Source organism: Streptomyces sp. NPDC020983 (assembly GCF_044333485.1).
Lineage (GTDB): Bacteria > Actinomycetota > Actinomycetes > Streptomycetales > Streptomycetaceae > Actinacidiphila.
Genome location: NZ_JBIRRA010000008.1, coordinates 77873 through 104867, shown reverse-complemented (window position 1 = coordinate 104867; position 26995 = coordinate 77873). Strand labels below are relative to the sequence as shown.

Genomic DNA, 26995 nt, shown 5'->3' with positions numbered 1-26995 from the left:
TGGGTAGACCCCAACGGGAAAAAATCACGGCGGTCCCCCGCCGGGATCCGATCCCGCCGGAATCACCCACGAATCGCCGATGAGGAGGTGGATCGATGGCAGCCGAAGTGCTGGATCTGCTGGAACTGGAAGACGAGGACGAAGCGGAAGCACACGTCCAGGGCGTCTGCTTCAAGACCGGGCCGCCCGCGCGGACCGGGGTGGAGCTCGAGTGGCTGGTCCATGACGGCTCCGATCCGCACCTGCTGATACCCCCCGGCAGGCTGCGGGCCGCGCTCGCGCCGGTCGACGTGCCGGGCGGCATGCCGCGGGGCAGCAGGATCACCCGCGAACCGGGCGGGCAGGTGGAGCTCAGCTCCCGGCCCGCCGACTCGCTCAGCGCCTGTGTCGAGGCGATGGCCGCGGACGTCGCGGCCCTGCGCCGGGCGATGGACCGTACGGGACTGGTTCTCGTCGGCCGCGGCCTCGACCCCTACCGGGACCCGCCCAGGATCCTGGACGAACCCCGTTACGCGGCGATGGAACGATTCTTCGACCGCGACGGCCCGCACGGCCGGGCCATGATGCGCCGTACGGCCTCGCTCCAGGTCAACCTGGACGCCGGCGAGGACACGCACGGCATCACCGGCTACCGGCGGCGCTGGGAGCTGGCGCACCGGATCGGCCCGGTCATGGTCGCCGCCTTCGCCAACTCCCCGCTCCGCGACGGCCGCCCCACCGGCTGGGTCTCCGCCCGGCAGGCGAACTGGGCCGCGATGGACCCGGGCCGCACCCGCCAGCCCGCCCACGACGCCGACCCGCGGGCCGCCTGGTCCCGCTACGCGCTGGACGCGCGCGTGCTGTGCGTCCGCGACACGGGCACCGCGGGCGGGAAGGCCGCCGACTGGACCGCTCCCCCCGGCCTGACCTTCCGCGGGTGGCTGCGCGGTGCGGCCCCGCGGCTGCGCCGGCCGACACTCGCCGACCTCGACTACCACCTCAGCACCCTCTTCCCCCCGGTCAGACCGCGCGGCTGGCTGGAGCTGCGGATGACCGACGCCCAGGGCGGCGACGACTGGGTGGTCGCCACCGCGCTCGCGGCGACCCTGCTGGACGACCCCGTCGCCGCCGACGCCGCCTTCGCGGCCACCGAGGCGCTGTGCCAGGACCCCGCACAGCCGCTGCCCCCCGACGAGATCTGGCGGCGTGCCGCCCGGGTCGGCCCGGCCGACCCGGAGATCGGCAAAGCCGTCCGCGCCTGCTTCTCGGCCGCGGAGAGCGCCCTCGCGCGCTCCGCCGCGCCCCCGGCGCTGCGCACGGCGGTGTCCGACTTCGCCGAGCGCTACGCCGAGCGCGGCCGATGTCCCGCACACGACCAGCTGGACGCGCTGTCCCGCGTCTGAACCTTCCGGAAGGTATGTCGTGACAAACCCCCGCACCACCGGTACGGCCTCGACCGAGGCAACTCCCGTCACTTCTGGAACTCCCGCCCCGGCCGCCGCGCAGACCCCGGCCGCACGGGCCCTCGACGCCCTGGAGACGGCGCGCCGCCGCACCCGGCTGCTGACCGACAGCGTCGACGAGGCGGACCTGGCCGCCCAGCACTCCCCGCTGATGTCCCCCCTCGTCTGGGACCTCGCGCACATCGGCAACCAGGAAGACCTGTGGCTGGTCCGCGAGGCCGGCGGGCGTCCCGGGCTGCGCCCCGACCTCGACCACGTCTACGACGCGTTCAGGACACCGCGCGCCGACCGCCCCGCGCTGCCGCTGCTCGGCCCGGACGCGGCGCGCGCGTACATCGCGGCCGTACGCGAGCAGACCGCCGACGTCCTCGCGACCGTCGACACCTCACCCGACCAGCCGGAACGCCTCCTCGCCGGCGCGTTCGTCTTCGGCATGCTCGCGCAGCACGAGCAGCAGCACGACGAGACGATGCTCGCCACCCACCAGCTGCGCAGCGGCCCGCCCGTGCTGGACGCGCCCGCGCCGCCGCCCGCGCCCGACGACGCCGCCCTGCTGCCGTCCGAGGTGCACATACCCGGCGGCCCCTTCACCATGGGCACCAGCACCGAGCCCTGGGCCCTGGACAACGAGCTGCCCGCGCACCAGGTGGACGTGCCGGGCTTCTGGCTCGACACCGTGCCCGTCACCAACGGCGCCTACGCCGAGTTCATCGCCGCGGGCGGCTACGACGACCCCGTGTGGTGGACGCCCGAGGGCTGGCGGCACGTCCGCGAGGCGAACCTCGTCGCGCCGCTGTTCTGGGAGCGGGACGGCGAGGGCTGGACGCGCCGGGTCTTCGGCCGTACCGAACCCGTCGCCGCCGACGAGCCCGTGGTGCACGTGTGCTGGTACGAGGCCGACGCCTACGCCCGCTGGGCCGGCCGGCGGCTGCCGACCGAGGCCGAGTGGGAGAAGGCGGCACGGCACGACCCGGCCACCGGCCGCTCCCGCCGCTACCCGTGGGGCGACGCCGACCCGGGCCCGGGGCACGCCAACCTCGGCCAGCGCCACCTGCGCCCCGCCCCCGCCGGAAGCTACCCGCAGGGCGCGGCGCCCAGCGGCGCCCGGCAGCTCATGGGCGACGTGTGGGAGTGGACGTCCTCGGACTTCGCGCCCTACCCCGGCTTCGCGGCCTTCCCCTACAAGGAGTACTCCGAGGTCTTCTTCGGCCCCGACTACAAGGTGCTGCGCGGCGGCGCGTTCGGCGTCTCGCCGGTCGTGGCCCGGGGCACCTTCCGCAACTGGGACTACCCGATCCGCCGGCAGATCTTCTCCGGCTTCCGCACGGCCCGCGACGAGGAGCCCACGAAGCCGGCTGCGGGGCAGGCCTGATGTGCCGTCACCTGGCATACGTCGGGCCGCCGCTGCCGCTGGCCCGGCTGCTGCTGCGGCCCGCCGCCGGGCTGTACGAGCAGTCGTGGCGGCCGCGCCGGCAGCTGCACGGCACCGTCAACGCCGACGGCTTCGGGGTGGGCTGGTACCCCCTCGACGCGGAGGACGGCGACGGCTTCGTGCAGCCCGCGCGCTACCGGCGGGCCGTTCCCGTGTGGGCGGACGCCAACTTCGCCGAGCTGGCGGGCGCCGTCCGCAGCGGGGCCGTCCTCGCCGCGGTGCGCTCGGCCACGGAGGGCACCACGCAGGAGGAGACGGCGGCCGCGCCCTTCCGCGACCGGCACTGGCTCTTCAGCCACAACGGGGCCGTCGCCGACTGGACGCGGCTGCCGACCGGGCTCAGCGAGGCCGAACTCCTCGGCCTGGAGACCCGCAGCGACTCCGGGGTGCTGTGGGCGATGACCGCCGCCCGGCTGCGGCAGGGCCAGCCGCCGGGCGGCGCGCTCGCGTCCGTCGTGCGTGCCGTCGCCGCCGCCCGGCCCGGCGCGCGGCTCAACCTCCTGGCCACCGAGGGCCGCACGATCGCGGCCACCACGTGGGGCGACACCCTCTGGTACCGCACCGGCCCGGGCGCGGTGCTGGTCGCCTCCGAGCCCGACGACGAGCCCGCCGGCCCGTACGCCAACGCGTACGGCGCCGGGGGCGGCTTCGGCGAGTGGCGGGAGGTCCCCGACCGTTCGCTGCTGCTGGCCACCACCGCAGGAGTACGGATCGTCCCGCTGCGTCCCCCCAGGACCGCTGCCGACCGCAAGGAGCACCGCACCATGCCCGAGCAGAAGAGGCCCACTCAGGTGACGGCCGCCCCCGACAGCCGCTTCACCCTCGACGACCGGCTGCCCGCCGACTACTTCACCGAATCGCTGCACGCCGACGTCCGCAAGGGCCTCACCGACGCGCCGCGCACGCTGCCCCCCAAGTGGTTCTACGACAAGCGCGGCAGCGACCTCTTCGAGGAGATCACCCGGCTGCCGGAGTACTACCCGACCCGCGCCGAACAGGAGATCCTCGTCCGGCGGGCCCCCGAGATCGCCGCCGTCACCCGCGCGGCCACCCTCGTCGAACTCGGCTCGGGCTCCTCCCGCAAGACCCGGCTGCTGCTCGACGCCCTCACCGCCGGGGGCACGCTGGTGCGTTACGCGCCGCTGGACGTCAGCGCAGCCGCTCTCGCCGAGGCGGGCGAGGCCGTCTGCCGCGACTACCCCGGCCTCACCGTCACCGCGACCGTCGCCGACTTCGAGGCCGGCCTGCCCCTCTCGGACGAGCCCGGCCCGCGCCTGCTGGCCTTCCTCGGCAGCACGATCGGCAACTTCGACCCCGCCCAGCGCCAGGCCTTCTACCGCACCCTCGCGCTCTCCCTCACCAGCGACGACGTGTTGCTGCTGGGGGCGGACCTGGTCAAGGACCCGGACGTCCTCGTCCGTGCCTACGACGACGCGCAGGGCGTCACCGCGGAGTTCAACAAGAACGTGCTGCACGTGCTCAACCGTGAGCTGGGCGCCGACTTCGACCCCGACGCCTTCGAGCACGTCGCGCTGTGGAACGCGGAGGAGGAACGCATCGAGATGCGGTTGCGCTCGCGCACGGCGCAGTCGGTGAAGATCCCGGGAGTGGACCTGGGACTGTCGCTGGCCGCGGGCGAGGAGGTGCGGACGGAGCTGTCGTGCAAATTCCGCCGCGAATCGCTCACGGCGGAGCTGCACCAAGGGGGCTTCACCGTACGGCAGTGGTGGACGGACCCGGACGAGCGGTTCGCACTGCTGCTGGCGGTGCCGAACTGACCGCGCGCGGCGCCTAGCCGGGAGGTGCGGGCAGCCGCGCGGCCGGGCAGGACGACGCCGCACGCCGCCCCCGGCCGGGGGCCCGGTCCCGTACCGGGCCCCCGGCCGCGGGGTCTACAGGGCCAGGCCGGACGCCGTGGACTGGATGGCCTGCGTCAGCGGGTCGAAGCGGCCGAAGGTGTCGACGGCCCATTCGATGGCCTGCTCGAAGGCCGGAAGGGCGCTTCCGCGGCCGGACCCGTACGCCTCCAGCGCGGCGGCGAGCCGGCGGTGCACGTCCACCAGCTGGGACTCCGCGTAGCCGAACGCGTACGCGGCCGCCGTCTCCCCGGACAGGGCCAGGAAGGCGTCCAGGCCCGAGTCGACGGCCAGTCGGGCGAGTTCGGCGCGGGACTCCAGCACCGGCGGATTCCGCGCGCCGCCCGACGGGCTCCGTTCGAGGTACGAGAGCACGCGCTCCCCGAGGCGGACGGCCGTGCGGGCGTCGCCGTACCGGAACAGGTGGCGCGCGGCGCGGGCGAAGAGCCGGACACCGTACTCGTCGTCCTCCCCGGGCGGGACAGCGGCGGCGAAGGCGACGACGTGCCGGGCGAGTTCGGCCGGCCCCACGGGGCGGCGGGGGCGGTGCGGCGGCGCCTCCTCACCGTAGGCGCGCAGCAGCATCCGCAGCGCCAGCTCCCGGCCCCGGGGGTCACCGCGGCCGGCCTGCCCCGCCGGCAGGCTCACCTGACGGCTGCCCCAGCTGATCTCCAGGGGGCGCTGCTCGCCCGGCGGCGCGCCCAGCGCGGCGGTCAGCGGGCCGGGGGGCCACAGGAATTCGAGGATGTCGAAAGGCACCCCGGGCGCGAGGCACGGCAGCAGCCGGGGCAGGTCGTCGAGGATCTGCCCGGGCAGGTCCCCCGCGACGCTCGCGGGCGGCTGCGGCGGCGCGCCCTGCCCGCCGGACCGGCCGGGTGGCGGTGCCGGGGTGAGGCGGAGCGGGTGTTCCGCGCGCTCCGCTGCCGGGCCGGGACCGATCCTGATCTCCTGGTAGCCGCGTCCCGCGAGCCCGTCGCCCAGCGCCAGCACCAGCAGGCCGTCGCCCTGCGGCAGCAGGATCTCGTCCTCGCCGTCGGCCAGGACGACGAGGAGCGGCGCCTCGTCCCGGCCGGGCAGGACGGAGGGCAGCGGATGGGCCGTCCGGCGGTACCACAGCACGCCGGAGAAGTCCCGCGCGTGCTCGGCCGCGAAGGTCGTCGCGACGGCCCAGCGCGCGGGGGCGGGCCCGCGCAGCACGAGCACGCCCGTGGCCCTGGCGCCCTCCGGCAGCGCCGCCCTTTCCAGCTCATCCAGCGCATCGGCTTCGTCGGGGGTCGTCCCGCCCGGGGGCGGGGGCGGGGTGAGGCCGGGCGTCCCGTCGCCGGCCGGTGCGGCAGCGCCGGGCGGCGGGACGGGGCCGCCGGGACGGTACGGCGTCGACCCGGCCAGGGGGGACGGGTCCGCCGGGGGGAAGCCGTCCTGGCCCCGGGCCGCGGGCATGCCGCCGGACGGTGCCGCCGGGGGCGGGGCGGACGACGGGCCGGGCGGCTGGTACGGGTACGCCCTCGGGACCGGGGGCCAGGACGCGGCGGTGTCCACGCTCCGCGGCGCCCCGGGCGCGCCGGGAGGCGGGGGGCGCTCCGTGCGCGGACGCGGGGGCGGCGGCTCCGAGGGGGGTGTGCCCGTGCGGTGCAGATCCATCCGCGGGGAGCCGAGAACCTGGTTGAAGTACTCCCGCAGGGCGAAGCCCGGCGTCGGGAGCATCAGGAGACCGCCGCCCGCGCCCGGCTCTCCCCCGGGGCCCACGACGACGCCGCACAGTGCGTCCCCGTCGAAGACCGCCGCACCGGTCGCGGCGGGCGCGAAGACGGTCGCGCCGGCCCCGCCGAGGCCCAGATTGAGCATCCTGAGCCGGGGCGGGTCGAGGTGGTACGCGACCGGCGGAACGCCGCCCGCGGGCGGGGCGTCACCCTGCTGCCCGCCGGCCTCCGCACGGACGGCGCTCCGGTCGAGGCTGAACTGCAGCTCTCCCTGCACCGGGTCGGTGTGTGTGGCGTAGGCGGCGCACGCCACCGTGACGCCGTAGGGCCCTCCCGGCCCTTCCATGTGGCCCCACAGCAGCGGCGGCACCTGGACCGGGAGCGCGCCCGCACGGTCGAGCCGGTACAGCAGGGCCTCGCCGGACACGGCCACCAGCCAGGCGGGCTCGGCACCGTGGCCGCCCGCGTGCTCGATCCCGACCTGGGCGGTCTGATGCCGCTGCCCCTGCCGCCTGTCGACCGCGGTGAGGACGAGGCCCTCGGCGACCAGGTAGCCGGACCTGGGCACCTCCTGGCCCTGGTCCCACACCCCCACCACGTACCGCTCCGACGGGTGCGGCTCCAGGCCCGCGTGGGGATCCGGCTCCCGCGCCGGTGCGGCCCGCTCCGCGGGGGCGGGGAGTTCCGCGAAGGGGGCGGCCTCCCCCGGCAGCGCGAGTGTGCCCGTGCGGGTGGCGATCAGCGCGGGGAAGTCCGGGGCGCGGCCCAGGCGTTCGGCGACATAGGCGGTCACGGCGCCGACCGTGCGGCGGGCGTCGGTCGCGGGGACGGCCGTGCGGAGCAGGGCGCGCACGTCGGGGTCGAAGGTGAAGACGTCGGAGCCCGCGAGCGGGGCGTCCACCCGCATGAGACCGCTGAGCAGCACCTCCGCGAGGCAGGACGGGCTCGTACCGGGCAGCGCCGCCGACTGGACGACACGCATGACGGGCAGCGTGAGGGGGTCCACGGAGGCGAGGTGGGCGGCGAGTTCGTACGCCTCGGGGCTGACGGTCTCCTGGAAGGCGAGCAGGCGCTCGGCGGGGGCGGCGGCGGATGCGGGCCGGGGCGGGGGCGGGGCCGGAGCCGCGGCGTCCACGACGTGGAGATCCGCGCTGCCGCCGTGCGAGGCGATCAGGGACGCCCACGGGCCGAGCGACCAGTCGCCCAGTTCGAGGACGGGCACGGGGAGTTCGAGGGGCGCGGCGAGGTGCGGCGGGAGCCAGGGGTCGTACGCGCGCAGCAGGTGGTTCGCGGGGGCGGGGCGGCCGCTGCGGACGCGGCGGCGCTCGGCGGGGAGCGCGGTGCTCTGCCAGAGGCGCAGCGGGAGGGGGTGCAGGACGGCGGTGGGCGCCTTGCGGGCCCAGGCGGCGAGGGTGCGGTGGGCGGCGCCGGAGCGCCACGCGGGACCGACGCCGTCCGTGACGGCGAGCACGGCGGTGCGGTCGCCGTCCACCACGGCGGAGTTGACGGGCGTGGTCGCGAAGCCCACGCGGCGGACGGTGCGGAAGATGCCGGACGTGCCGAGCACGCGGGTGAGTTCGGCGAGGGTGTCCTGCCAGACGCGCAGCCCGGTCCCGTCGTCGACGGCGAGGACGAGGTCGAGCCAGCGGGCGCGTTCGGGGCGCAGGACGACGCCGGGGCCGCCGCTGTCGGCGATGGCCTCGGCGGTCGCGGCCTCGTCCAGCTCGTAGCGGTGCAGGGAGGAGACGCGCCGTTTGAGCGGGCGCAGCGCCCGGACGACGTCGAGGGGGTTGGGCAGGCCCGGCACGCCGGGGACGCGGACGGGCGCGGCGTCGCTGCCGGGACGGGTGCCGGCGAGGGCGTAGACGGGGCGGCGGGGGGCGGGGCCGGGCTGCCGGTCCGCGGCGGGTACGGGTGCTCCCGGGTCCCGCTCCGGCGGGGGCGGGGTGGCGGGGGCCGGTTCGTGCGAGGACCCCCGCCCGGACCGCGGCGAGGGACGCTGCCGCCTGCGCGGCTCGTGCGCGAGACCGGCCCGGGGTTCGAGGAGGGCGTCCCCGCGCGACGCGTGGAGCCGCCCGAGCCCGGCGTGCGTCACGCGCACGTCGGGCCCCGCCGGCGGGCCGGGGCTGCCCTGTGCGAGGGCGAGCCACAGCACGTCGGCCAGCTCGCCCGGCGTCAGGTCGACGCCGGCGCCCGCGAGGACGGCGTGGAGCTGCTGGACGCGCCCGGGCGCGGACTCCGGCTCGGTCCCGCCGGCGTGGCCCGCGGAGCCGGTCTCCCCGGGCCCGGCGCCTTGGGCGCCCTCGGGCCCGGGGCCTGGACCGGCGGCCCCGCGGGCGTCCCGCACCAGTCCCTGTGCGGGCGGGCGGCCGGGGGGCTCATCGCCCTCCCCGGTCGTGGAGTTCACGCAGCACCGCCTCCCGCAGGTGGCGCTCGCCGGGCTGGACGCCCTGCCGCAGCAGGTGGACGGCGTGCAGGAGCTGGTCCGTGGCCAGGCCGCCGAGGTCGCGGCGCGCGACGAAGTTCTCGATCAGCACCTCGATCGCGGGCCAGTGCGCCGCGAGCGCACCGGGCCCGGCTTCGGCGAAGTGCGCCCGGACGATGTCCTGGAGCTGGCGCGGGCCCGGGTCGGGCAGCTCCAGCCGGACGCAGCGGCGCAGGAAGGCGGGCGGGAACTCGCGCTCGCCGTTGCTGGTCATGACGACGAGCGGGAAGTCGGCGCAGCGCACGCTGCCGCGGTGGACGGTGACGCGCTCGTGCGAGCCCTCGGTGAAGACGGGGACGCCCTCGGGGCTCTCCGGCAGCCGGGCCAGCTCGGGAATCGTGAACTCGCCCTCCTCCAGGACGTGGAGGAGGTCGTTGGGGAGGTCGACGTCGCTCTTGTCGAGCTCGTCGATGAGCAGGAGCCGGGGGCGGCCCTCGTGGCGGGTGGCGAGCGCGGTGCCGAGGGGGCCGAGCCGCACGTAACTGCCCACGCCGGCCGCGCTGCCGGTCCCCGCCCCGGCGTCCGGCGGGCCGCCGTCGCCGCGCAGGCGGCCGATCGCGTCGTAGCGGTAGAGGGCGTCGGTGAGGGTGGAGCGGGTGTTGACGGGCCACACCAGGACGGGCCCGAGGCCGAGTTCGTCGGCGACGGCGTAGGCCAGCGAGGACTTTCCCGTGCCCGGGTTGCCCGTGACGAGCAGGGGACGGCGCAGTCGCAGCGCCGCGTTGACGACCTCCACCTGCTCGGGGCCGATCAGGTACGGCCGGGAGGTGCGGGCGCCACCGGCCGCCCGCGCCTGCCGCCAGGGGGGCGGCTCGGGCAGCGGCACGTCGTCGGCGTACCGCTCGCCGGTCCCGCGGAAGAGCCGCTCCCGCGGCCGCGGGGCGGGGCCGCCGGGAGCGGAACCGTACGGTGTCCCGGTCTCCCGCGGGCCCGGGCCGCCGGATTCGCCCGGCCGCCCCGCGCCCGCCGGGGTGCCCTCGCCCGCGGGCGGCGCGCCCCACACCGGCGCACCCGGGCCTCCTCCGGGCCCCGCACCGGACCCGGGCGCGGCCGCCCCGGCGCCGGGCGCGGGGGCGGCGGGCTCGTCGGGTCCTGCGGGGGTGCCGGGGGCGCCGGTCACGGGGGCCGCCTTTCGTGGTGTCGTCGGGTGGGAACGGGAGCCGGGGCGGTCAGTCGAGGGGGACGGGCTCGGCGAGGCCGGCGCGGCGCGGGTCCCAGCGGGGGTCCTCCCACAGGAGGGCGAGGTGGGCGCCGAGCTTGCGCTCGTCGTTGCGGGCCTTGACGCGGCGCCGCCGCACCTCCTCGCGCAGGGAGCGCCGCCAGTCGTCGCCGACGAGTTCGAGCAGCGCGCCCGCGTCGCCCTCGCCCTGCCGGTGCCACAGCACCACGGGCACTCCGTAGTGCCGGCACAGCCCCAGGACACGGTCGATCTCGGACGGCGCGCAGGCGGCCAGGACGAGGGCGGCGTCCAGGTCCTCGCCCAGCAGCTCGTCCGCGGACTCCGCGTCCCCGACGACGCTCGCGGCCGAGCCGAGACTGCCCCAGCGGCGCTCCCAGGGGCCGCGGGACGGCCGGCGCTGACCGCGCAGCACGACCACGTGGTCGGTGCCGAGCATGCGCGGCCCCACTTCCGGTACGGGGATGGGCCAGCGGTCGAAGGGCAGCCCGAAGGAGCCGTGCTCCAGCAGGAACTCGACGCCCGCGTTCTGGCCCTGGTCGGCCAGTGTCCGCACGGCGTCGGCGAGTTCGGCGCACAGGTCGGTGTGGCGGCGCGGGGTGTCCTCCGCGGACCAGGTGTGCAGGGGCCGGTCGTCACCGTCGTAGAGGCGGATGACGTAGCTGAAGGCGTCCCGGCCGCGTTCCCACAGCCACACCCGCAGCACGGGCAGGGCGCGGGCGCGGGTCCGGGCGCGGGCCCTGGCGTCCGCCCTGACCTGCTCCAGCGCGCCGGGCCGTACGCGCAGCCGCGCGGCGACGCGGCCGCTCCACTCGTGCAGCCCGGCGCGCAGGTCCGCCCGCAGCGCCGCCGTCTCCTCCACGACCTGGAGCAGCGGCGGCATCACGCCGGGCTCTGCGGCACGGTCCTCCAGCTGGTCCAGCAGCGCTGCCGTGTCCGGCACCCGGCCGGCGTACAGCGGCAGGTACGGTACGGCCGCACGCGCCGCGGCGAGCAGGCCCGGCAGCGGCACGGCGGCGAGCAGGGCGCTCAGACGCGCGTGGTCGTCGGGGCCGAGCAGCCGCACGGGCGAGGCGCCCGCGACGGCCTCCGCCAGCTCCCGTTCGACGGGGCCTGCTTCGGGAGCCGCCGGATCGGCGAAGGCGTCCCGCAGCGCGGGCAGGCCGCGCGGGTGGGCCAGCGCCGCGTCGGCGGCCTCGTGCGCGGTGCGCGGCGGGCCGCCGGGCAGCCGCAGCGCCCACGCGAGCAACTCCGCTCCCCGTGAGTGGCGTTCGGGGGGCAGTGCGCCCAGGGCGCCGGTCAGCCGGGCGTGCAGCCAGGCGTCGTGCGGGCTGCGCGGGCCCGCGGGGGCGAGTCCCGCACCGGCGAGCAGCGTGCGGACGGCCGCGGGCCCGATCGCGTAGTACCGGCGGAATTCGTGCTCGACGCCGACCATGACGCCGACGAGCGCGCCCGCCGCGGAATCCCACAGCGGACCGCCGCTGTAGCCGGGCCGCACGGCGAGTTGGGCGCTGCCCGGGTCCAGCAGCAGCCACGGGCCGAGCGTCTTCTGCACGTGCACGTCGACGGCGGTGCGCCCGTCGCCCGTCGCGTACCAGGCCCACGCCTTGCCGCCGAACGGCACCTCGCCGAGCCGCACGGGCGGGACGGCGGGCGCGTCCGCGGGCAGCCGCAGCAGCGCGAGGTCGCCGTCCCACACGCCGGACCGGGCGGCGGCCCGCGGGGCGTCCCACCGGACGAGGGTGGGCCGGTGACGGCCGGGCCCTGCCGCGGGGAGCACGAGCGCGACAGCGCCGAGTTCGGCGTCCCCGGGCTCCGCGGCGGCCAGCCGGTCCCGCCCGAGCGCCGCGTTCACGACGTGCGCGCAGGTCAGGACGACTCCGTCGGCGACGACCACCCCGGCACCGGCGAGCGTGCCGTCCGCGGCCGAGCACACCGCCACCCAGGCCGCCCGCACGGGGGCGTCCGGGTCGGCAACGCCGTCGTCCGGCGCGGAGACCGGGCCCGGCCAGTGCTGCCCGGCGGCGCCGCCCGAGGCCACGGGCGCGGCCCACTCCAGCGGGCCCGGACCCGCGAGGGGCGCCACGGGGGGCGCCGCGGGGGCGGAGGACGCGGCGGCCCCGTGAGCGAAGGGCCCCGGCACCTGGGGCGGCTCCGCCGCGGGGCGCAGGGGCGCGGTGCCGTACGGCCCGGGCGCCGGGGGCGGCGCGCCGCCCGCGGGCCAGGCGTCCGGGGGCGCGGACGGCCCGGACGGCTGCGGCCGCCCGTACCGCTTCGGGGCCGACGGCGGCGGCGCGGGCCGTACGGGCCTCTCTCCCGCCGGGGGGAGCGGCCCGCAGTCCTCGGGCGGCTCCGGCGGTTCGGCGGGGGCGTGGCCCTGGGCGTACGGGTGGCGGTGGTGCTCGCCGTGGCCCGAGGCCGGGTACTCCCCCATGAGCCCACTGTGCCAGAAGTCCCCAGTCCAGGGCCCGAGTTCGGGCAAGGGCGGGGCGGGGAGGGCGAGCGTCCGGCGGCGGCCGGTCCCCGCCACGTCATGTGCGGCCGGTGAGGGACGGGGGGATGCGGTCACGCCCGGCCACGGCGGCCCCCACGGCGTGACCGCCGCCTGCCGCGCCGCGCGACCGCTGCCGGCCGGCACCACCTGTGCGCGGCGCGGCCCACGCACAAGGACGAGGCGGGGCCCGGCCCGGAGGCGGTGCCGCCCGGGGCCTCCCCCCCGGGCGGCAGTGGCAGGCCCTCGACCGCCGCAACGGCCCCGGGCCGTGCTATGCATGCCTCGTGACGACCCACGGCGCAGCAGGCCCGGCCAGGCCCTTCGACGCGGTCCTGTGCGACCTCGACAACGTCATCCGCTTCTTCGACACCTCCGCGCTCGCCGCCCTCGAACGCGCGGCGGGCCTCCCGGCGGGCACCACCGCCGCGGTCGCCTTCGCCCCCGAGGTGGACGGCCCGCTGCTGCTCGGCCGGATCACCAAGGCGCAGTGGGCGGCCGCCATCGCCGCGGGCCTCACCGACCGCGTGTCCGCCGCCCAGGCGGCCGAGCTGGCCGCCGCCATGACCCGCGCCCCCTTCCGCGCCGACCCCGCGGTGGTCGCCCTCCTGCGCCGGATACGCCACCACATGCCGCTGGTGCTCGTCACCAACGCCGATCTCAGCCTCGAAGCCGACCTCCGCACCCTGGGCCTGGCCGACCTCCCCCACCACGTCGTGAGCAGCGCCCGCGTCGGCGTGGCCAAACCCTCCCCCGGGATCTACGAGATCGCCGCCGACCGCGCCGGAGTCCCGCCCCACCGCTGCCTGTTCGTCGACGACCGCGAGGAGAACGTCACCGCGGCCGCCGCCCTCGGCATGATCGGCCTCCACTACCGCACCCTCGCGGACCTGGAGCGCGTCCTCTCCGCGGTGCTGGACGCGTAGGTCCTACGGAACGTACGACCGCGCCCCGCGCAAGCCCCGCGGGCGGCACCCCACGTCGTTTCACGTACGGTGACGAGTTCGGCACGATTGACGCATGGTCAGAAACGACACCCCCCGCACGCCGCAGGAGCAGCAGCGGCGGCGGAACATCAGCGACGCCGCCACCGGCGTGGAGCGCTTCCGCGTCATCGTCTACCTGTGCACCGCGCCCGGCGCGGACTGCGCGCCGTTACGGGCGCAGTGCGAGGACTACGCGGCCACGTACGGCTGGACGGTCGCCGACGTGATCGAGGACCGCGCCGGGCTCCTCCCCCGCAGGGCCGCGAGGGCCTGACCCGCGCCGTCGACGGAGTCCGCCGGCGCGAGGCGGGCGCCCTGCTCACCCCCTGCCGCTCGATGATCTCCCCGCGCCCGGCCGAATACCACGAGGTGGCCGCGCAGTTGGAGAAGGCGGGCGGCTTCCTCGTCGCCATGACGTCGGCCACCGCCGCCACCGGTGACTGACCCCCCGCCGCGCCGCTGCGACCGCTGCGGCCGCCTCACCGCGGACCTCGTCGAATACGTCATCGAGCAGATGTCGCGCGTCGCCGTCGTCCGCTGGTGCGCGGACCCCGCGGCCTGCCGCCCCGCGTCCCGTACCGCCTGACCCCAGCCCGCTCACCGGCACCGCGGGGCCGTACGCCCGCCCGTACGCGCCCCGCGACGAAGGAAGCACCGGTCACGACGGCCGTACCATCGACAGCACGAGCCGTTCGTGCACCGACCCTCACCTGAGGTGACCGTGAGCAACTGGGCAGACCTGACCACCGGCGCGCGCATCAAGCACCTGCGCGGCACCGACCTCACCCAGACCCAACTCGCCGAGGCCGCCGACCTCTCCCTCAGCCTCATCCAGAAGGCCGAGCAGGACCGCGGCGAGCTCTCCCTCTCCTCGCTCCTCAAGATCGCCGCCGCCCTCCGCACCGACACCGCCGTCATCCTCGGCCAGCAGGCCCCCCGGCGCGGCATGAGCCACGACACCCGCGCGGCGCTCCGCCAGCTCTCCGACTCCGTGCACGCGAGCGCCCTCGGCGACTGGGACGGCCTCACGGACCCCAGCGACCTGGCCGTCCTCACGGAGGCGCGGGACGCGGCGGGCGAGGCGTACTGGCGCGGGGACACCCCGAAGTTCACGGCCCTGGGCGCCAAGGTGCTGCTGGAGGGCCGGGCGCGCCACGAATCCGCGCAGGGGTACGAGCGGCAGCAGATCGGGCTCGTCCTCGCCACCACCTACCAGTACGCGGCTTCCAGCGCGGTGCTGCTCGGCCAACGCGACCTCGCCCTCGCCGCGCTGACGTCGGCGCGCAACCTGGCCAACGACGCAGGCGACCCGTACGTGAGCGCGCTCGTGGAGTCCACGCTGTCCTGGATCCACCTGCGCAGTGCGCGCGCCGCCCGGGCCACCGCCGTCGCCGAGCGCGCGGCCGCCCGTATCGAACCGTCGTTCAGCCGGCCCACGACAGCGCAACTCGTCGCCTATGGACGGTTGATGATCTCGGCCGCGGTGGCGGCCTCCCGGGGCGGCAACGCCACCATGGCCGACGACTACCTCTCCCAGGCGCACGCGTCCGCCGCCCGCCTCGGCCACGACACCGACCTCTACGGCACACATTTCGGCCCGACCTTCGCCAGCACGGAGGCCGTCGGTATCGCCGTGGCCCTCGGCAACCACGGCCAGGCCCTCAGGCTCGCGTCCCGCACGGAACTCCCCCGCACCATGCCCAAGCTCGCCCGCAACCGCTACAAGCTCGACGTCGCCCTCGCCCAGGTCGAGTGCAAGCTCTACGACGCCGCCGCCGACACCCTCGTCGACGTCGGGCGCGACGCCCCCGAGTGGGTCCGCCACCAGGCCCTTCCCGGCGTGATCGGCAAGCGGCTCGCCAAGGTCTCCACCGCTCGCGTCCGCCGCGTCAGCGAGGCCATCGGGATGCCGCTCTTCGCGTGACTCGCCCCCACCGTGCCCGGTGGCGGCGCCGGCTCTCCCGGGGCCGTACCCGGCCGCGCCTCAGCGCGCGGTGAGGCGGCGGACGAAGGCGACGAGGCAGTCGCGTTCGGACTGCGGGCCGCCGGTGGTGACCTCGGGGAGGAGCATGCGGGCGAGCTGGGGAAGGGTGAACCAGGACGCCGTCAGGGCGATCACCGCGTGCACGAGCTGGCCCGCGGGCAGGTCGGTGGCGAGGGCGCCGGACCGCTGGGCGGCGGCCACGGCGGCGATCTTCTCCGCGTAGTGGGCCGTGCGGGCGGGCTCCGCGGGGACGTGGGAGGTGGCCTGGAGGCCCTCCCAGGCCAGGAGGCGGACGAAGTGCGGGTGGGCGCGGTGGTAGTCGTAGCAGCGGCCCGCGTAGTCGCCGAGGTCGGCGGCGTGGGCGGGGGTCAGGGGGACGGCCGCGGCGATCTTCTCCAGCTCCGCCGCGAGCACGGCTTCGAGCAGCTTCTGCTTGTCGCCGAAGTAGGGGTAGATCCGCTCCTTGTTGACGCCCGCCCGCTCGGCGATCCGCGCGACCCGCGCGCCCTCGGGGCCGTGCTCCGCGAACTCCGCCACGGCGGCGTCGAGCAGCAGCTGCTTCGTCCGTGCTGTGTCCCAGGCCATACGGCCACTCTACCCGAAGTCCAACCAAGTGGTTGGAGTTCTGGGCGCGACTGTGCCAGAGTTCCAACCGTCCGGTTGGAGATGGATCCGGCCACGACCGCGAGGAGAGACCCGCCATGCCCGCGAACGCTTCCGCCGCCCCCGCCCCCGCCCCGTCCGTGCACCGGCGCGCGCTCATCACCTGGTGCGCCGTCTACCCCGTGATCACCCTGGTCCTGGGCCTGCTCGGACCGAGGATCGCGAGCCTGCCACTGCTGCTGCGCACGCTGATCCTGACCGGCATCGTCGTACCCGTCGCCGCGTACGTCCTCGTCCCCGCGCTGACCAAGGCGCACGCCCGCCTCTCCGCGCGCGAGCACCGGCCGTAGGCTCCGCACGCCCGGCGCCGCCTGCGGGCCCGCGGGGCGGGACATCCTCCCCCCGGGGCCGGCCGCGCCCCGGCGAGAGCGGCCCGGGACGCCGGCACCTGGTGCACGCTGAGTAGGTGAAGTCCTCCCGTGACGGCCTCCTCGACCTCCTCGACCTCTTCGACCACGCCTGGCGGCGCTTCCGCGCGCGGATGGACGGCCTCGGCGACGCCGAATGGGCCTGGCAGCCCACACCCGACGAACACCTCACGCTGCGCTGGCGGCTGCGGCACATCGCCGCATTGCTGCGGGAGGAGCGGAACGGGCCGTGGCTGGGGCTGCCCGCCGGATCCGCCCCACCCGGAGCCGAGGCCGCGGACGCCGCGGACGCGCTCCTCCGCGCCGAGGAGGCGTACGCGGCCTGGCGCGGCCTGCTCGCCGCCCTGCCCGAGGGGGCCCTCGCCGCACCCGTCGGCCCCGCGGCCGGCCCCTACGCCGCCTCCACCCGCCGCTCCTTCGCCCTCCACATCGCGGACGAGCTGATCCACCACACCGCGGAGGCGGCGCTGCTGCGCGACCTCTACGCCGCGACCGGCCCGGCGGACGGGGCGCAGGCAAGGACGACCTTGCCGTGATCGCGCCCGTCGTCCGCGAGGTACCGGTGGGCCTGGACGGCGTCCTCCAGCGCGAAGACCCGGCCGACGGCCGGATCCAGGACACCGGTGCGCAGGCCCGCGAAGAGGAAGGCCGCGATCCGCCGCACGGCCGCGGGGTCGAGCGTGTGCTCGAAGCTCATGTAGCGGTGGGTGGTGATCGCGTTCGACGGGTACGGCGCCGGCCGCGGGTCGAGCCACCCCACGGTGACGAGGGTGCCGGTGAAGCGCCGGGCCGCCCGGGCCAGGCCGTCGAGGCCGGGGCCCATGACGGAGTCGAGGACGATGTCGGCTCCGGCGCCGCCCGTGTGCCGGGCGGTGGCTTCCGCCACGTCCTCGCGGTCGGTGGCGACGACCGCTTCGGCGCCCGCCGCGAGCAGCTCCTTCTCCTTCGCCGAGTGCCGGGTCACGGCGATGGGGACGGCACCGATCTGACGCGCGATCTGGATCGCCGCGCGGCCGACGCCCCCGGAGGCCGCGGTGATCAGGACGGTGTCGCCTGGCCGCATCCCGGCCTTCTCCACGAGTGCGCCGTAGGCCGTGGAGTACGCGACCCACAGCGCGGCCGCCCGCACCGGATCCAGCCCCTCCGGGCGCCTGACGACGCGGGAGGCGGGGAGCACCGTGCAGTCGGCGTAGGTGCCGTGGGACACCATGTCGGGCACGGCGGCGATCAGGACCGGGTCACCGGCGGCGAGCCCCTCGACCCCGGGCCCCACCGCGTCGACGACCCCCGCGCCCTCGCAGCCCAGCCGCGCGTGGGGCAGCCGGACCGGAAGGGGAGAGGCGCCGGAACGCGTCAGCTCGTCCAGCCGGTTCACCCCGGCCGCCTCGATCCTGATCCGCACCTCCCCCGGGCCCGGGTCCGGGACCGGCTCGTCGACCAGACGCAGCACCTCGGGACCGCCGGTCTCGTCGAACACGACAACACGCGCCATGGCATGACTCCTCTCACCGGGGGCGGCGCGATCCCGCCCGGGAACGCCGCTTGCCCACTGCCCCCATTCTTTGTACGGTCGTTCTAGGAAGTCAACCGGATCCCTCAGGAGGCAGCGATGACGGGGCGGCCCGTGGACCACGAGCGGCGTGCCGCACTGCTCGACCGCGTCGTGGACTTCACGGTCGAGCACGGCTTCAACGACATCTCGTGGCGGCCCGTCGCCGCCGCCCTGGACGTGTCGCCCACCACGCTGGTGCACCACTTCGGCTCGAAGGACCAGATGCTCCAGGCCGTCCTGGAGCGCCTGCGGGAGCGCACCTTCGACGCCACCGGCCCGGCGACCGGCCGGGAGACCGGGACGGCCGCCGCCGCGCGGGCGGTCTGGGAGCGGACGTCCGCCCCGGAGCAGGAGGCCGAGTTCCGGCTGTTCTTCGCCGCCTACGGCCGCGCGCTCCAGGAACCCGGGCGCTTCCCCGGCTTCCTGGAGCACGTCGTCGCCGACTGGAAGGCGTCCCTGGAGGCCGCGCAGGGACCGGACGCCGACCCGGCGGCGGCCGCCCGCGAGGCCACCCTCGTCATCGCGACGATCCGCGGCCTGCTCCTCGACCTCCTGGCCACCGGCGACCGGGCCAGGGTCCAGGACGCCGCAGACCACTTCCTCGCGAGCCTGCGCGACCGCCCCGAGTAGCCGGACGGCGGGCCCGCGGGCCCCGTGCGCACGTTCCGGGCACGCCGGGCGGCCGTACGGCGCTACCGTTCAACTCGGCGGGGAACAGCGGGCGTCGGAGGGGGCCGGAATGGCCGGAGTCGATGCGGTGGTGGCGCTGCTGCACGCCTGGGCGGCGCGCAGGACCGCCACGGGGAGGGACGGGCCCGACCGGACGGTGGACGCGGCCCTCGACGCGGGCCTGGAGCGGGTCCACCGGATCGTGGAGGAACGCCTGCGCGGGGAGCAGGCGCTGGCCGCCGTCGAGGAGGCGGCGGCCGCGGGGGCCGCGGAACCCTCCCCGCAGGCGGGCCGGTCCCTGGAGCAGGCCCTGAAGGACGCGGCCGACGGCGACACCGCCTTCGCCCGGGCCCTCAAGGACGCGGTGGCCGCGGCCCTGGCGGAGTACCGCGGTTTTGCCGTCGCGTCCGGCGACGGGATCGCGATCGCCGGCGACGTCATCGTCCACGTGGAGGGCGCGGGCTCGGTCGCCGCCCTGAGGACGGGTGCCGTGACGACGGGAAACCCTCCCCCGCTGGGCCCGCAGCCCACTCCCTGAGCGGGCCCGGCGCACAAGCCGCCGAGGGGAGATCACCCGCTGGGGCGGGCGGCCACCACGCCGCCGCCCCGTGGCAGTTCGGGCTCGTACCCGAACGGGCCGGGGCCTTCCAGGACCGGGCCGAGCGGGCGCGGCTGCGCGCCGCGGTGGACGGCGGGGGCACCGCCGTGCTGTGCCAGGTGCTCTCCGGCATGGGCGGGGTCGGCAAGACGCAGCTCGCCGCGGAATACGCCCACGAGGTGTGGGCCGCGGGCGGGGTGGATCTGCTGGTGTGGGTCGGCGCGGGCAGCCGCAGCGCGGTCGTCGCGGGCTTCGCGGAGGCCGCCGCCGCCGTCTGCGGGGCGGACCCGGGGCAGCCGGACCTTGCCGCCGGGCGCTTCCTCACGTGGCTCCAGACGCAGGGGCGGCGCTGGCTCGTCGTCCTGGACGACGTCGCCGACCCCGCGGACCTCACGGGGCTGTGGCCGCCCGCCGTCCCGAACGGGCGGACCGTCGTCACGACCCGCCGCCGGGACGCGGCCCTGACCGGCGCGGGCCGCCGCCGTATCGACGTCGGCGTCTTCACCCCGCGGGAGTCCACCGCCTACCTCGCCGCCGCGCTCGCCGCACACGGCCGTACGGAGCCCGGCTCCGAGCTGAAGGCCCTGGCCGCCGGACTGGGCCACCTCCCGCTCGCCCTCTCGCAGGCCACCGCCTACGTCGTGGACGCCGGGCTGCCCGTCGCCGCGTATCGCGAGCTGCTGGCCGAACGGGCGGCGCGGCTCGACGAGTTGAGCCCCGACGTCCTGCCGGACGGGCAGACCCGCACGGTGGCCGCCGCCTGGGAGCTGTCGGTGGAGTACGCCGACCGCCTCCGCCCCGCCGGGCTCGCCCGGCCGATGCTGGAGCTCGCCGCGTTCCTGGACGCCAACGGCATCCCCGTCGAGGTCCTGACGAGCACGCCCGCCCGCGCGTACCTCGCGGACCGCGGAGACCGGGAGGCGGTCTCCCCGGCGGAAGCCGCGCGAGCCCTGCGCGCACTGCACCGGCTGAGCCTCGTCCGGGCCCCGGAGCCCGGGGAGGGCGGGGAGCACCCGGCGGTCCGCGTGCACCAGCTCGTGCAGCGCGCCACCCGGGACGCGCTCCCGGCCGAGCGCTTCGACGAGGCCGCACGCACGGCCGCCGACGCCCTGCTCGACGTGTGGCCGGAGATCGAGCGCGACACCGTCCTCGTCCGCGCGCTGCGCGACTGCACCGGCGCTCTGGAGGCGCATGCCGGGCACACCGGCAGCCTCTACCGCCCCGAGGCGCACACGGTGCTCTACCTGGCGAGCCAGAGCCTGGGCGACTCGGGACAGGCCGCCGCGGCCGCGGCGAGACTCCGCGTGATGGTGGACTCGGCCACCGCGTACCTCGGTCCCGACCACGTCGACACGCTCGCCGCCCGCCACAACCTCGCCCAGGCGCAGGGCGCGGCAGGCGACGTCACCACAGCCCTCAGGTCCACCGCGCGGCTGCTGGCGGACGTCACCCGCGTCCTGGGCCCGGACCACCGCCACACCCTCGCCACACGCGGCAACCTCGCCTACTTCCAGGCCGAGGCGGGAAACCCGGCCGCGGCAGCGGACAGCTACCGGGACCTGCTCCGCACCATGACGCGGACGCTCGGCCCGGACCACCCCCAGACCCTCACCGCCCGCGGCAACCTCGCCCGATGCCTGGGCGACGCCGGCGATGCGGCCGCGGCCGCCGCCGCGCACGCCGGCCTGCTCGCCGACGTCACCCGGGTCCTGGGGCCCGAGCACCCCACCACCCTCATCATCCGCGGCAACCTCGCCAAGTGGCAGGGCGAGGCAGGCGACGCCACCGCGGCCGCCACCGGATTCGCCGGGCTGCTGCCGGACGTCGTCCGGGTGCTCGGGCCGGACCACCCCAGCGTCCTGACCACCCGCGGCCACCTCGCCGGCCGGCAGGGCCGGGCAGGGGACGTGACCGCGGCGGCCGCCGCCTACGCCGAGCTGCTCGCCGACATGACGCGCGTCCTCGGCCCCGACCATCCGCACACCCTCGCCGCCCGCGGCCACCTCGCCACCCGGCAGGGCGAGGCAGGGGACCCGGCGGCCGCCGCGGACGCCTACGCCCGGCTGGCCGGGGACACGCTGCGCGTCCTGGGCCCCGAGCACCCCGACACGCTCCTGGTCCGCGGGCACCTGGCGCACTGGCAGGGGGCCGCGGGCGACCCGCGGGGAGCCGCCGCCGCCTTCGCCGGGCTGCTCGACGACATCACGCGCGTCCTCGGCCCGGACCACCCCCACGCCCGCAGCGCCCGCCGGAACGCCGCCTACTGGCGGCAGCGCGACACCGGAGGACCCGGCACCCCGGACTGACCCCCGGAACGCCCGCGGGGCGCGCCCCCGGGAGGAGGCGCGCCCCGCGCGTACGAGGAGCGACCGCTACCGCACGAACACCCCGGCCTTGTCGGCCAGGTCGAGGAAGTACTGGGGCGCCAGGCCCAGCACCAGCGTCACCGCCACACCCACGGCGATCGCCGTGGACGTCAGGGGCGAGGGGACGGCGACCGTGGGGCCGTCCGGCTTCGGCTCGCTGAAGAACATCAGGACGATCACGCGGATGTAGAAGAACGCCGCGATCGCGGAGGAGATCACACCCACGACGACCAGCGGCATCGCGCCGCCCTCGGAGGCGGCCTTGAAGACCGCGAACTTCCCCGCGAAGCCGGACGTCAGCGGGATGCCGGCGAAGGCGAGCAGGAAGACCGCGAAGACCGCCGCCACGAGCGGCGAGCGGCGGCCGAGGCCGGCCCAGCGGGAGAGGTGGGTGGCCTCGCCGCCCGCGTCGCGGACCAGGGTGACGACGGCGAAGGCGCCGAGCGTCACGAAGGAGTAGGCGGCGAGGTAGAACAGGACGGACGAGATGCCGGACGGGGTGGTCGCGATGACGCCCGCCAGGATGAAGCCCGCGTGGGCGATCGACGAGTAGGCCAGCAGGCGCTTGACGTCGGTCTGGGTCACCGCGATGACCGCACCGGCGAGCATCGTGAGGATCGCCACGCCCCACATGACCGGGCGCCAGTCCCAGCGCATGCCGGGCAGGACGACGTAGAGCAGCCGGAGCAGCGCGCCGAAGGCGGCGACCTTGGTGGCGGAGGCCATGAAGCCGGTCACCGGGGTCGGGGCGCCCTGGTAGACGTCCGGCGTCCACATGTGGAAGGGCACCGCGCCGACCTTGAAGAGCAGGCCCATCGCGACCATGGCGAGGCCGATGAGCAGCAGCGCGTCGTTGCCGGTGGTGTCGGCGAGCGCCGCGGTCATCGGGGCGGTGCCGTCCACGACCGACGAGATGCCGCCGTAGGTGACGGTGCCGGAGTAGCCGTAGAGCAGCGCGATGCCGAAGAGCAGGAAGGCCGACGAGAAGGCGCCCAGCAGGAAGTACTTGACGGCGGCTTCCTGCGACATCAGGCGGTTGCGGCGGGCCAGCGCGCACAGGATGTACAGCGGCAGCGAGAAGACCTCCAGCGCGACGAAGAGCGTCAGCAGGTCGTTCGCGGCCGGGAAGACGAGCATGCCGCCGACCGCGAACATCAGCAGCGGGAAGACCTCGGTGCTGGTGAAACCGGCCCGGACAGCGGCCTTCTCCTGGTCGCTGCCGGGGACGGCGGAGGCCTGCGCGGCGAAGGAGTCGACGCGGTTGCCGTGCGCCCGGGGGTCGAGGCGGCGCTCGGCGAAGGTGAAGACGGCGACCAGGCCGACCAGCAGGATCGTGCCCTGGAGGAAGAGCGCGGGGCCGTCGACGGCGACCGCGCCCATCGCCGCGATGTGCGCCTTCGTCGTGCCGTAGCCCTTCTCGGCGAGCGCCACCACCGCCGCGAAGGACGCGGCGAGGCCGACAGCGGCCAGCGCGACCTGCGCGGCGTAGCGGGTGCGGCGCGGCACGAAGGCCTCGACCAGCACGCCGAGCGCCGCGACCCCGAAGATGATCAGGACCGGCGAGAGCTGGGCGTACTCGATGTGCGGCGAGGGGAACTTGTCGGTGGATGCCGCCGCTGTCCACAGGCTGTGGACAGCGGGGCCCGTGGCACTTGCGCTCACTTCTTCGCCTCCAGCGCGGGCTTGGGGTCGGTCTTGTGCACGTCGGAGAGCGTGTGGTGCACCGACGGGTTGACGATGTCGGTGACCGGCTTCGGGTAGACGCCGAGGAAGAGCAGCAGCGCGATCAGCGGTGCGACCACCAGCAGTTCCCGTGCCCTGAGGTCGGCCATGCCCTCGATGCCGGCCTTGACCGGGCCGGTCATCGTGCGCTGGTAGAGCACCAGCACGTACAGCGCGGCGAGGACGATGCCGAGGGTGGCGACGATGCCCATCGCCGGGTAGCGGGTGAACGTGCCGACCAGCACCAGGAACTCGCTCACGAACGGCGCGAGCCCCGGCAGCGACAGGGTGGCGAGCCCGCCGATCAGGAAGGTGCCCGCGAGGACCGGGGCGACCTTCTGCACCCCGCCGAAGTCGGCGATGAGGCGCGAGCCGCGCCGGGTGATGAGGAAGCCCGCGACGAGCATCAGCGCGGCCGTGGAGATGCCGTGGTTGACCATGTAGAGCGTCGCGCCGGACTGGCCCTGGCTGGTCATCGCGAAGATGCCCAGGATGATGAAGCCGAAGTGCGACACGGACGCGTAGGCGATCAGCCGCTTGATGTCGCGCTGGCCCACGGCGAGCAGGGCGCCGTAGATGATGCTGATGAGCGCGAGCACCAGGATCACCGGCGTGGCCCACTTGGACGCCTCCGGGAAGAGCTGGAGGCAGAAGCGCAGCATCGCGAAGGTGCCGACCTTGTCGACGACCGCGGTGATGAGGACGGCGACCGGCGCGGTCGACTCGCCCATCGCGTTGGGCAGCCAGGTGTGCAGCGGCCACAGCGGCGCCTTCACTGCGAAGGCGAAGAAGAAGCCCAGGAAGAGCCAGCGCTCGGTGGACGTCGCGATGTCGAGCTTGCCCGCGGCGCGGGCCTGGAGGATCTCCTGGAGGGAGAAGGTGCCGGTGCCGAGCTGGTGCGCGGTGACGGTGTAGAGGCCGATGACCGCGGCGAGCATGATGAGGCCGCCCGCGAGGTTGTAGAGCAGGAACTTCACCGCCGCGTACGACCGCTGCCGGGCCGCCTCCTCCTCGCCGCCGGCGTGCGCCCGGTCGCCGAAGCCGCCGATGAGGAAGTACATCGGGATGAGCATGGCTTCGAAGAAGATGTAGAAGAGGAAGACGTCGGTGGCCTCGAAGGACAGCACCACCATGGCCTCGACCAGCAGGATCAGCGCGAAGAAGCCCTGTGTGGGCCGCCAGCGCCGGCTGGTCTGCTCCATCGGGTCGGCGTCGTGCCAGCCGGCCAGCATCACGAACGGGATGAGCAGCGCGGTGAGCGCGACCATCACCGCCCCGATGCCGTCGACGCCGAGGTCGTAGCGCAGCCCGAAGTCCTTGATCCAGGCGTGCGACTCGGTCAGCTGGTAGCGGGCGCCGTCCGGGTCGAAGCGGACCAGGACGACGGCCGCGAGCACGAGCGTCGCGAGGGCGAAGAGCAGCGCCGTGTACTTGGCGGCGGTCTTCTGCGCCGCCGGCACCGCGGCGGTGACGACGGCACCGGCCGCGGGGACCACGGCGGCCGCGGTGAGGAGAGGAAAGGACATGTCAGACCGCCCTCATGAGAAGAGTCGCGGCCACCAGCACCGCGGTGCCGCCGAGCATCGAGACGGCGTACGAGCGGACGTAGCCGTTCTGCAGCTTGCGCAGCCGCCCCGACAGGCCGCCCACGGAGGCGGCCGTGCCGTTGACGACGCCGTCGACCAGCGAGTGGTCGAGGTAGACGAGCGAGCGGGTGAGGTGCTCGCCGCCGCGGACCAGCACGACGTGGTTGAAGTCGTCCTGGAGCAGGTCGCGGCGGGCCGCCCGGGTGAGCAGCGAGCCGCGCGGCGCGACCGCCGGGACGGGCCGGCGCCCGTACATCAGCCAGGCGATGCCGACACCCACGACCAGGCACACCATGGTGCAGGCGGTGACGGTGCCGGCGCTGAGCGGGGAGTCGCCCTCGCTGTGGCCGGTGACGGGCTCCAGCCACTTCAGGAAGCGGTCGTTGATGCTGAAGACCGCACCGGCGAAGACCGAGCCGAAGGCCAGGATGATCATCGGGATCGTCATCGACGACGGCGACTCGTGCGGGTGCGGGGCACCGTGCTCGCCGTGCGTGGACGCGGCCGGCTCGACGGACGGCCGGTCCGGCGACGGGGTGGCCTCGTGGGCGCCCGCCTCCTTCCAGCGCTCCTCGCCGAAGAAGGTCATGAGCATCACGCGCGTCATGTAGAACGCGGTGACGGCCGCGCCCAGCAGGGCCGCGCTGCCCAGGATCCAGCCCTCGGTGCCGCCCTTGGCGTACGCGGCCTCGATGATCTTGTCCTTGGAGAAGAAGCCCGACAGGCCCGGGAAGCCGATGATCGCGAGGTAGCCGAGGCCGAAGGTCACGAAGGTGATCGGCATGTACTTGCGCAGGCCGCCGTAGCGGCGCATGTCGACCTCGTCGTTCATGCCGTGCATGACCGAGCCGGCGCCGAGGAAGAGGCCGGCCTTGAAGAAGCCGTGCGTGACCAGGTGCATGATCGCGAAGACGTAGCCGATCGGGCCGAGCCCGGCCGCCATGACCATGTAGCCGATCTGCGACATCGTCGAGCCGGCCAGCGCCTTCTTGATGTCGTCCTTCGCGCAACCGACGATCGCACCGAACAGCAGCGTGACCGCGCCCACGGTGACGACCGCGGTCTGCGCGTCCGGCGCGGCGTTGAAGATCGCGCCGGAGCGGGTGATGAGGTACACGCCCGCGGTCACCATGGTCGCGGCGTGGATGAGGGCCGAGACCGGGGTCGGGCCCTCCATCGCGTCCCCGAGCCAGGACTGGAGCGGCACCTGCGCCGACTTGCCGCACGCGGCGAGCAGCAGCATGAAGCCGATCCCGGTGATCGTCGCGTGCTGGGTGGCCGAGGCGTCCTGCGCCCTGGGCAGCACCTCGTTGAAGGCGAACGACCCGAAGGTGGTGAACATCAGCATGATCGCGACCGACAGGCCGATGTCGCCGACGCGGTTGACGATGAAGGCCTTCTTCGCCGCCGTCGCCGCGCTCGGCTTGTGCTGCCAGAAGCCGATCAGCAGGTACGAGGCGAGGCCCACGCCCTCCCAGCCGGCGTACAGCAGGAAGTAGTTGTCGGCGAGGACCAGCAGCAGCATCGCCGCGAGGAAGAGGTTGAGGTAGCCGAAGAAGCGGCGGCGGCGCTCGTCGTGCGCCATGTAGCCGATCGAGTAGACGTGGATGAGCGTGCCCACGCCGGTGATCAGCAGCACGAACGTCATCGACAGCTGGTCGAGCTGGAAGCCGACGTCGGCCTGGAAGCCGCCGACCGGCACCCAGGTGAACAGGTGGGAGTGCAGAGCGCGGTCGTCCGCGCTCTTGCCCAGCATGTTGACGAACAGGACCGCACCGAGGACGAAGGACAGCAGGGCGAGCAGCGTGCCGAGCAGGTGGCCGGTGCGGTCCAGCCGCCGGCCTCCGGTCAGCAGCACGCCCGCGCCGAGCAGCGGCGCCGCGACGAGCAGTCCGATCAGGGTTTCCACTGTCGCAGC

The 26995-nt window shown here is 75.8% G+C and carries 20 protein-coding genes and 1 pseudogene; 13 read left to right on the top strand and 8 right to left on the bottom strand.

What is annotated here, in order from left to right:
- The first annotated feature begins 95 nt into the window (after positions 1-95).
- The 4 genes and pseudogenes from egtA to egtD all read left to right on the top strand — a co-directional run bounded on the left by egtA (position 96) and on the right by egtD (position 4652).
- Complete coding sequence (gene egtA, locus ACH4SE_RS19455) at positions 96-1382, top strand: ergothioneine biosynthesis glutamate--cysteine ligase EgtA (RefSeq protein WP_398544648.1); 1287 nt, start codon at positions 96-98, stop codon at positions 1380-1382.
- 19 nt (positions 1383-1401) lie between these two features.
- Positions 1402-2814: an ergothioneine biosynthesis protein EgtB gene (gene egtB / locus ACH4SE_RS19450; protein WP_398544647.1), complete on the top strand. Its 1413-nt coding sequence runs from the start codon at positions 1402-1404 to the stop codon at positions 2812-2814.
- A pseudogene (gene egtC, locus ACH4SE_RS19445) lies at positions 2814-3536 on the top strand (ergothioneine biosynthesis protein EgtC); the annotation flags it as partial. The gene egtB and the pseudogene egtC, both read left to right, overlap by 1 nt.
- A gap of 102 nt (positions 3537-3638) precedes the next feature.
- Positions 3639-4652, top strand: a complete 1014-nt coding sequence (gene egtD, locus ACH4SE_RS19440) for an L-histidine N(alpha)-methyltransferase (protein ID WP_398544926.1) — start codon at positions 3639-3641, stop codon at positions 4650-4652.
- 114 nt (positions 4653-4766) lie between these two features.
- Here egtD and ACH4SE_RS19435 read toward each other — a convergent pair whose 3' ends face one another.
- From ACH4SE_RS19435 to ACH4SE_RS19425, 3 genes are all read right to left on the bottom strand, one after another.
- Positions 4767-8837: an SAV_2336 N-terminal domain-related protein gene (locus ACH4SE_RS19435; RefSeq protein WP_398544646.1), complete on the bottom strand. Its 4071-nt coding sequence runs from the start codon at positions 8835-8837 to the stop codon at positions 4767-4769.
- A complete protein-coding gene (locus ACH4SE_RS19430; RefSeq protein ID WP_398544925.1) occupies positions 8809-9741 on the bottom strand; it encodes an AAA family ATPase in 933 nt (310 codons plus the stop codon). The genes ACH4SE_RS19435 and ACH4SE_RS19430 overlap by 29 nt, the downstream gene beginning before the upstream one ends.
- A gap of 343 nt (positions 9742-10084) precedes the next feature.
- Positions 10085-12526, bottom strand: a complete 2442-nt coding sequence (locus ACH4SE_RS19425) for a trypsin-like peptidase domain-containing protein (protein WP_398544645.1) — start codon at positions 12524-12526, stop codon at positions 10085-10087.
- Between the two features lie 344 nt (positions 12527-12870).
- On the opposite strand from ACH4SE_RS19425, the gene ACH4SE_RS19420 reads away from it, so the two are divergent.
- The 4 genes from ACH4SE_RS19420 to ACH4SE_RS19405 all read left to right on the top strand — a co-directional run bounded on the left by ACH4SE_RS19420 (position 12871) and on the right by ACH4SE_RS19405 (position 15493).
- Positions 12871-13509 carry an HAD family hydrolase gene (locus ACH4SE_RS19420; protein ID WP_398544644.1) on the top strand — a complete coding sequence of 213 codons (639 nt, stop codon included), beginning with the start codon at positions 12871-12873 and terminating at the stop codon, positions 13507-13509.
- A 94-nt stretch (positions 13510-13603) separates the two neighbouring features.
- The gene (locus ACH4SE_RS19415) at positions 13604-13843 is read left to right on the top strand and encodes a hypothetical protein (RefSeq protein WP_398544643.1); all 240 of its coding nucleotides are present in this window, start codon (positions 13604-13606) and stop codon (positions 13841-13843) included.
- Positions 13844-14005: 162 nt separating this feature from the next.
- Positions 14006-14155 carry a hypothetical protein gene (locus ACH4SE_RS19410; protein ID WP_398544642.1) on the top strand — a complete coding sequence of 50 codons (150 nt, stop codon included), beginning with the start codon at positions 14006-14008 and terminating at the stop codon, positions 14153-14155.
- Between the two features lie 135 nt (positions 14156-14290).
- Positions 14291-15493, top strand: coding sequence for a helix-turn-helix domain-containing protein (locus ACH4SE_RS19405; protein WP_398544641.1), 1203 nt, complete (start codon positions 14291-14293; stop codon positions 15491-15493).
- A 60-nt stretch (positions 15494-15553) separates the two neighbouring features.
- Here the strand turns inward: ACH4SE_RS19405 and ACH4SE_RS19400 are convergent, their stop codons facing one another.
- Positions 15554-16138, bottom strand: coding sequence for a TetR family transcriptional regulator (locus ACH4SE_RS19400; RefSeq protein ID WP_398544640.1), 585 nt, complete (start codon positions 16136-16138; stop codon positions 15554-15556).
- 116 nt (positions 16139-16254) lie between these two features.
- Between ACH4SE_RS19400 and ACH4SE_RS19395 the strand changes: the two genes are divergently transcribed.
- Positions 16255-16506, top strand: a complete 252-nt coding sequence (locus ACH4SE_RS19395; protein ID WP_398544639.1) for a hypothetical protein — start codon at positions 16255-16257, stop codon at positions 16504-16506.
- Between the two features lie 116 nt (positions 16507-16622).
- Complete coding sequence (locus ACH4SE_RS19390; RefSeq protein WP_398544638.1) at positions 16623-17120, top strand: DinB family protein; 498 nt, start codon at positions 16623-16625, stop codon at positions 17118-17120.
- Here the strand turns inward: ACH4SE_RS19390 and ACH4SE_RS19385 are convergent.
- Positions 17066-18076 (bottom strand): zinc-dependent alcohol dehydrogenase family protein, encoded by a 1011-nt coding sequence (locus ACH4SE_RS19385; RefSeq protein WP_398544637.1) that lies wholly within the window; start codon positions 18074-18076, stop codon positions 17066-17068. The genes ACH4SE_RS19390 and ACH4SE_RS19385 overlap by 55 nt on opposite strands.
- Before the next feature lie 117 nt (positions 18077-18193).
- Here ACH4SE_RS19385 and ACH4SE_RS19380 point away from each other — a divergent pair, with 117 nt between their 5' ends.
- From ACH4SE_RS19380 to fxsT, 3 genes are all read left to right on the top strand, one after another.
- The gene (locus tag ACH4SE_RS19380; RefSeq protein WP_398544636.1) at positions 18194-18766 is read left to right on the top strand and encodes a TetR/AcrR family transcriptional regulator; all 573 of its coding nucleotides are present in this window, start codon (positions 18194-18196) and stop codon (positions 18764-18766) included.
- Between the two features lie 109 nt (positions 18767-18875).
- Positions 18876-19343 (top strand): hypothetical protein, encoded by a 468-nt coding sequence (locus ACH4SE_RS19375; protein ID WP_398544635.1) that lies wholly within the window; start codon positions 18876-18878, stop codon positions 19341-19343.
- A 146-nt stretch (positions 19344-19489) separates the two neighbouring features.
- The gene (fxsT, locus tag ACH4SE_RS19370) at positions 19490-21709 is read left to right on the top strand and encodes an FxSxx-COOH system tetratricopeptide repeat protein (protein ID WP_398544634.1); all 2220 of its coding nucleotides are present in this window, start codon (positions 19490-19492) and stop codon (positions 21707-21709) included.
- Positions 21710-21775: 66 nt separating this feature from the next.
- Here fxsT and nuoN read toward each other — a convergent pair whose 3' ends face one another.
- The 3 genes from nuoN to nuoL are packed head-to-tail and all read right to left on the bottom strand — an operon-like array spanning position 21776 to position 26986.
- On the bottom strand, positions 21776-23431 hold the full coding sequence (gene nuoN, locus ACH4SE_RS19365) for an NADH-quinone oxidoreductase subunit NuoN (RefSeq protein ID WP_398544633.1): 1656 nt from the start codon (positions 23429-23431) through the stop codon (positions 21776-21778).
- Positions 23428-25017, bottom strand: coding sequence for an NADH-quinone oxidoreductase subunit M (locus tag ACH4SE_RS19360; protein WP_398544632.1), 1590 nt, complete (start codon positions 25015-25017; stop codon positions 23428-23430). Before ACH4SE_RS19360 ends, nuoN begins: the two co-directional genes overlap by 4 nt.
- A 1-nt stretch (position 25018) precedes the next feature.
- Positions 25019-26986, bottom strand: coding sequence for an NADH-quinone oxidoreductase subunit L (gene nuoL / locus ACH4SE_RS19355; protein WP_398544631.1), 1968 nt, complete (start codon positions 26984-26986; stop codon positions 25019-25021).
- Positions 26987-26995: the final 9 nt, after the last annotated feature.

Bases quoted from the DNA above. Each gene is read 5' to 3' on its own strand.
- ACH4SE_RS19385 (WP_398544637.1), bottom strand. From the start codon at position 18,076: ATGGCGCGTGTTGTCGTGTTCGACGAGACCGGCGGTCCCGAGGTGCTG.
- ACH4SE_RS19425 (WP_398544645.1), bottom strand. From the start codon at position 12,526: ATGGGGGAGTACCCGGCCTCGGGCCACGGCGAGCACCACCGCCACCCG.
- ACH4SE_RS19400 (WP_398544640.1), bottom strand. From the start codon at position 16,138: ATGGCCTGGGACACAGCACGGACGAAGCAGCTGCTGCTCGACGCCGCC.
- ACH4SE_RS19415 (WP_398544643.1), top strand. From the start codon at position 13,604: ATGGTCAGAAACGACACCCCCCGCACGCCGCAGGAGCAGCAGCGGCGG.
- ACH4SE_RS19360 (WP_398544632.1), bottom strand. From the start codon at position 25,017: ATGTCCTTTCCTCTCCTCACCGCGGCCGCCGTGGTCCCCGCGGCCGGT.
- egtD (WP_398544926.1), top strand. From the start codon at position 3,639: ATGCCCGAGCAGAAGAGGCCCACTCAGGTGACGGCCGCCCCCGACAGC.
- ACH4SE_RS19395 (WP_398544639.1), top strand. From the start codon at position 16,255: ATGCCCGCGAACGCTTCCGCCGCCCCCGCCCCCGCCCCGTCCGTGCAC.
- egtA (WP_398544648.1), top strand. From the start codon at position 96: ATGGCAGCCGAAGTGCTGGATCTGCTGGAACTGGAAGACGAGGACGAA.
- ACH4SE_RS19380 (WP_398544636.1), top strand. From the start codon at position 18,194: ATGACGGGGCGGCCCGTGGACCACGAGCGGCGTGCCGCACTGCTCGAC.
- ACH4SE_RS19375 (WP_398544635.1), top strand. From the start codon at position 18,876: ATGGCCGGAGTCGATGCGGTGGTGGCGCTGCTGCACGCCTGGGCGGCG.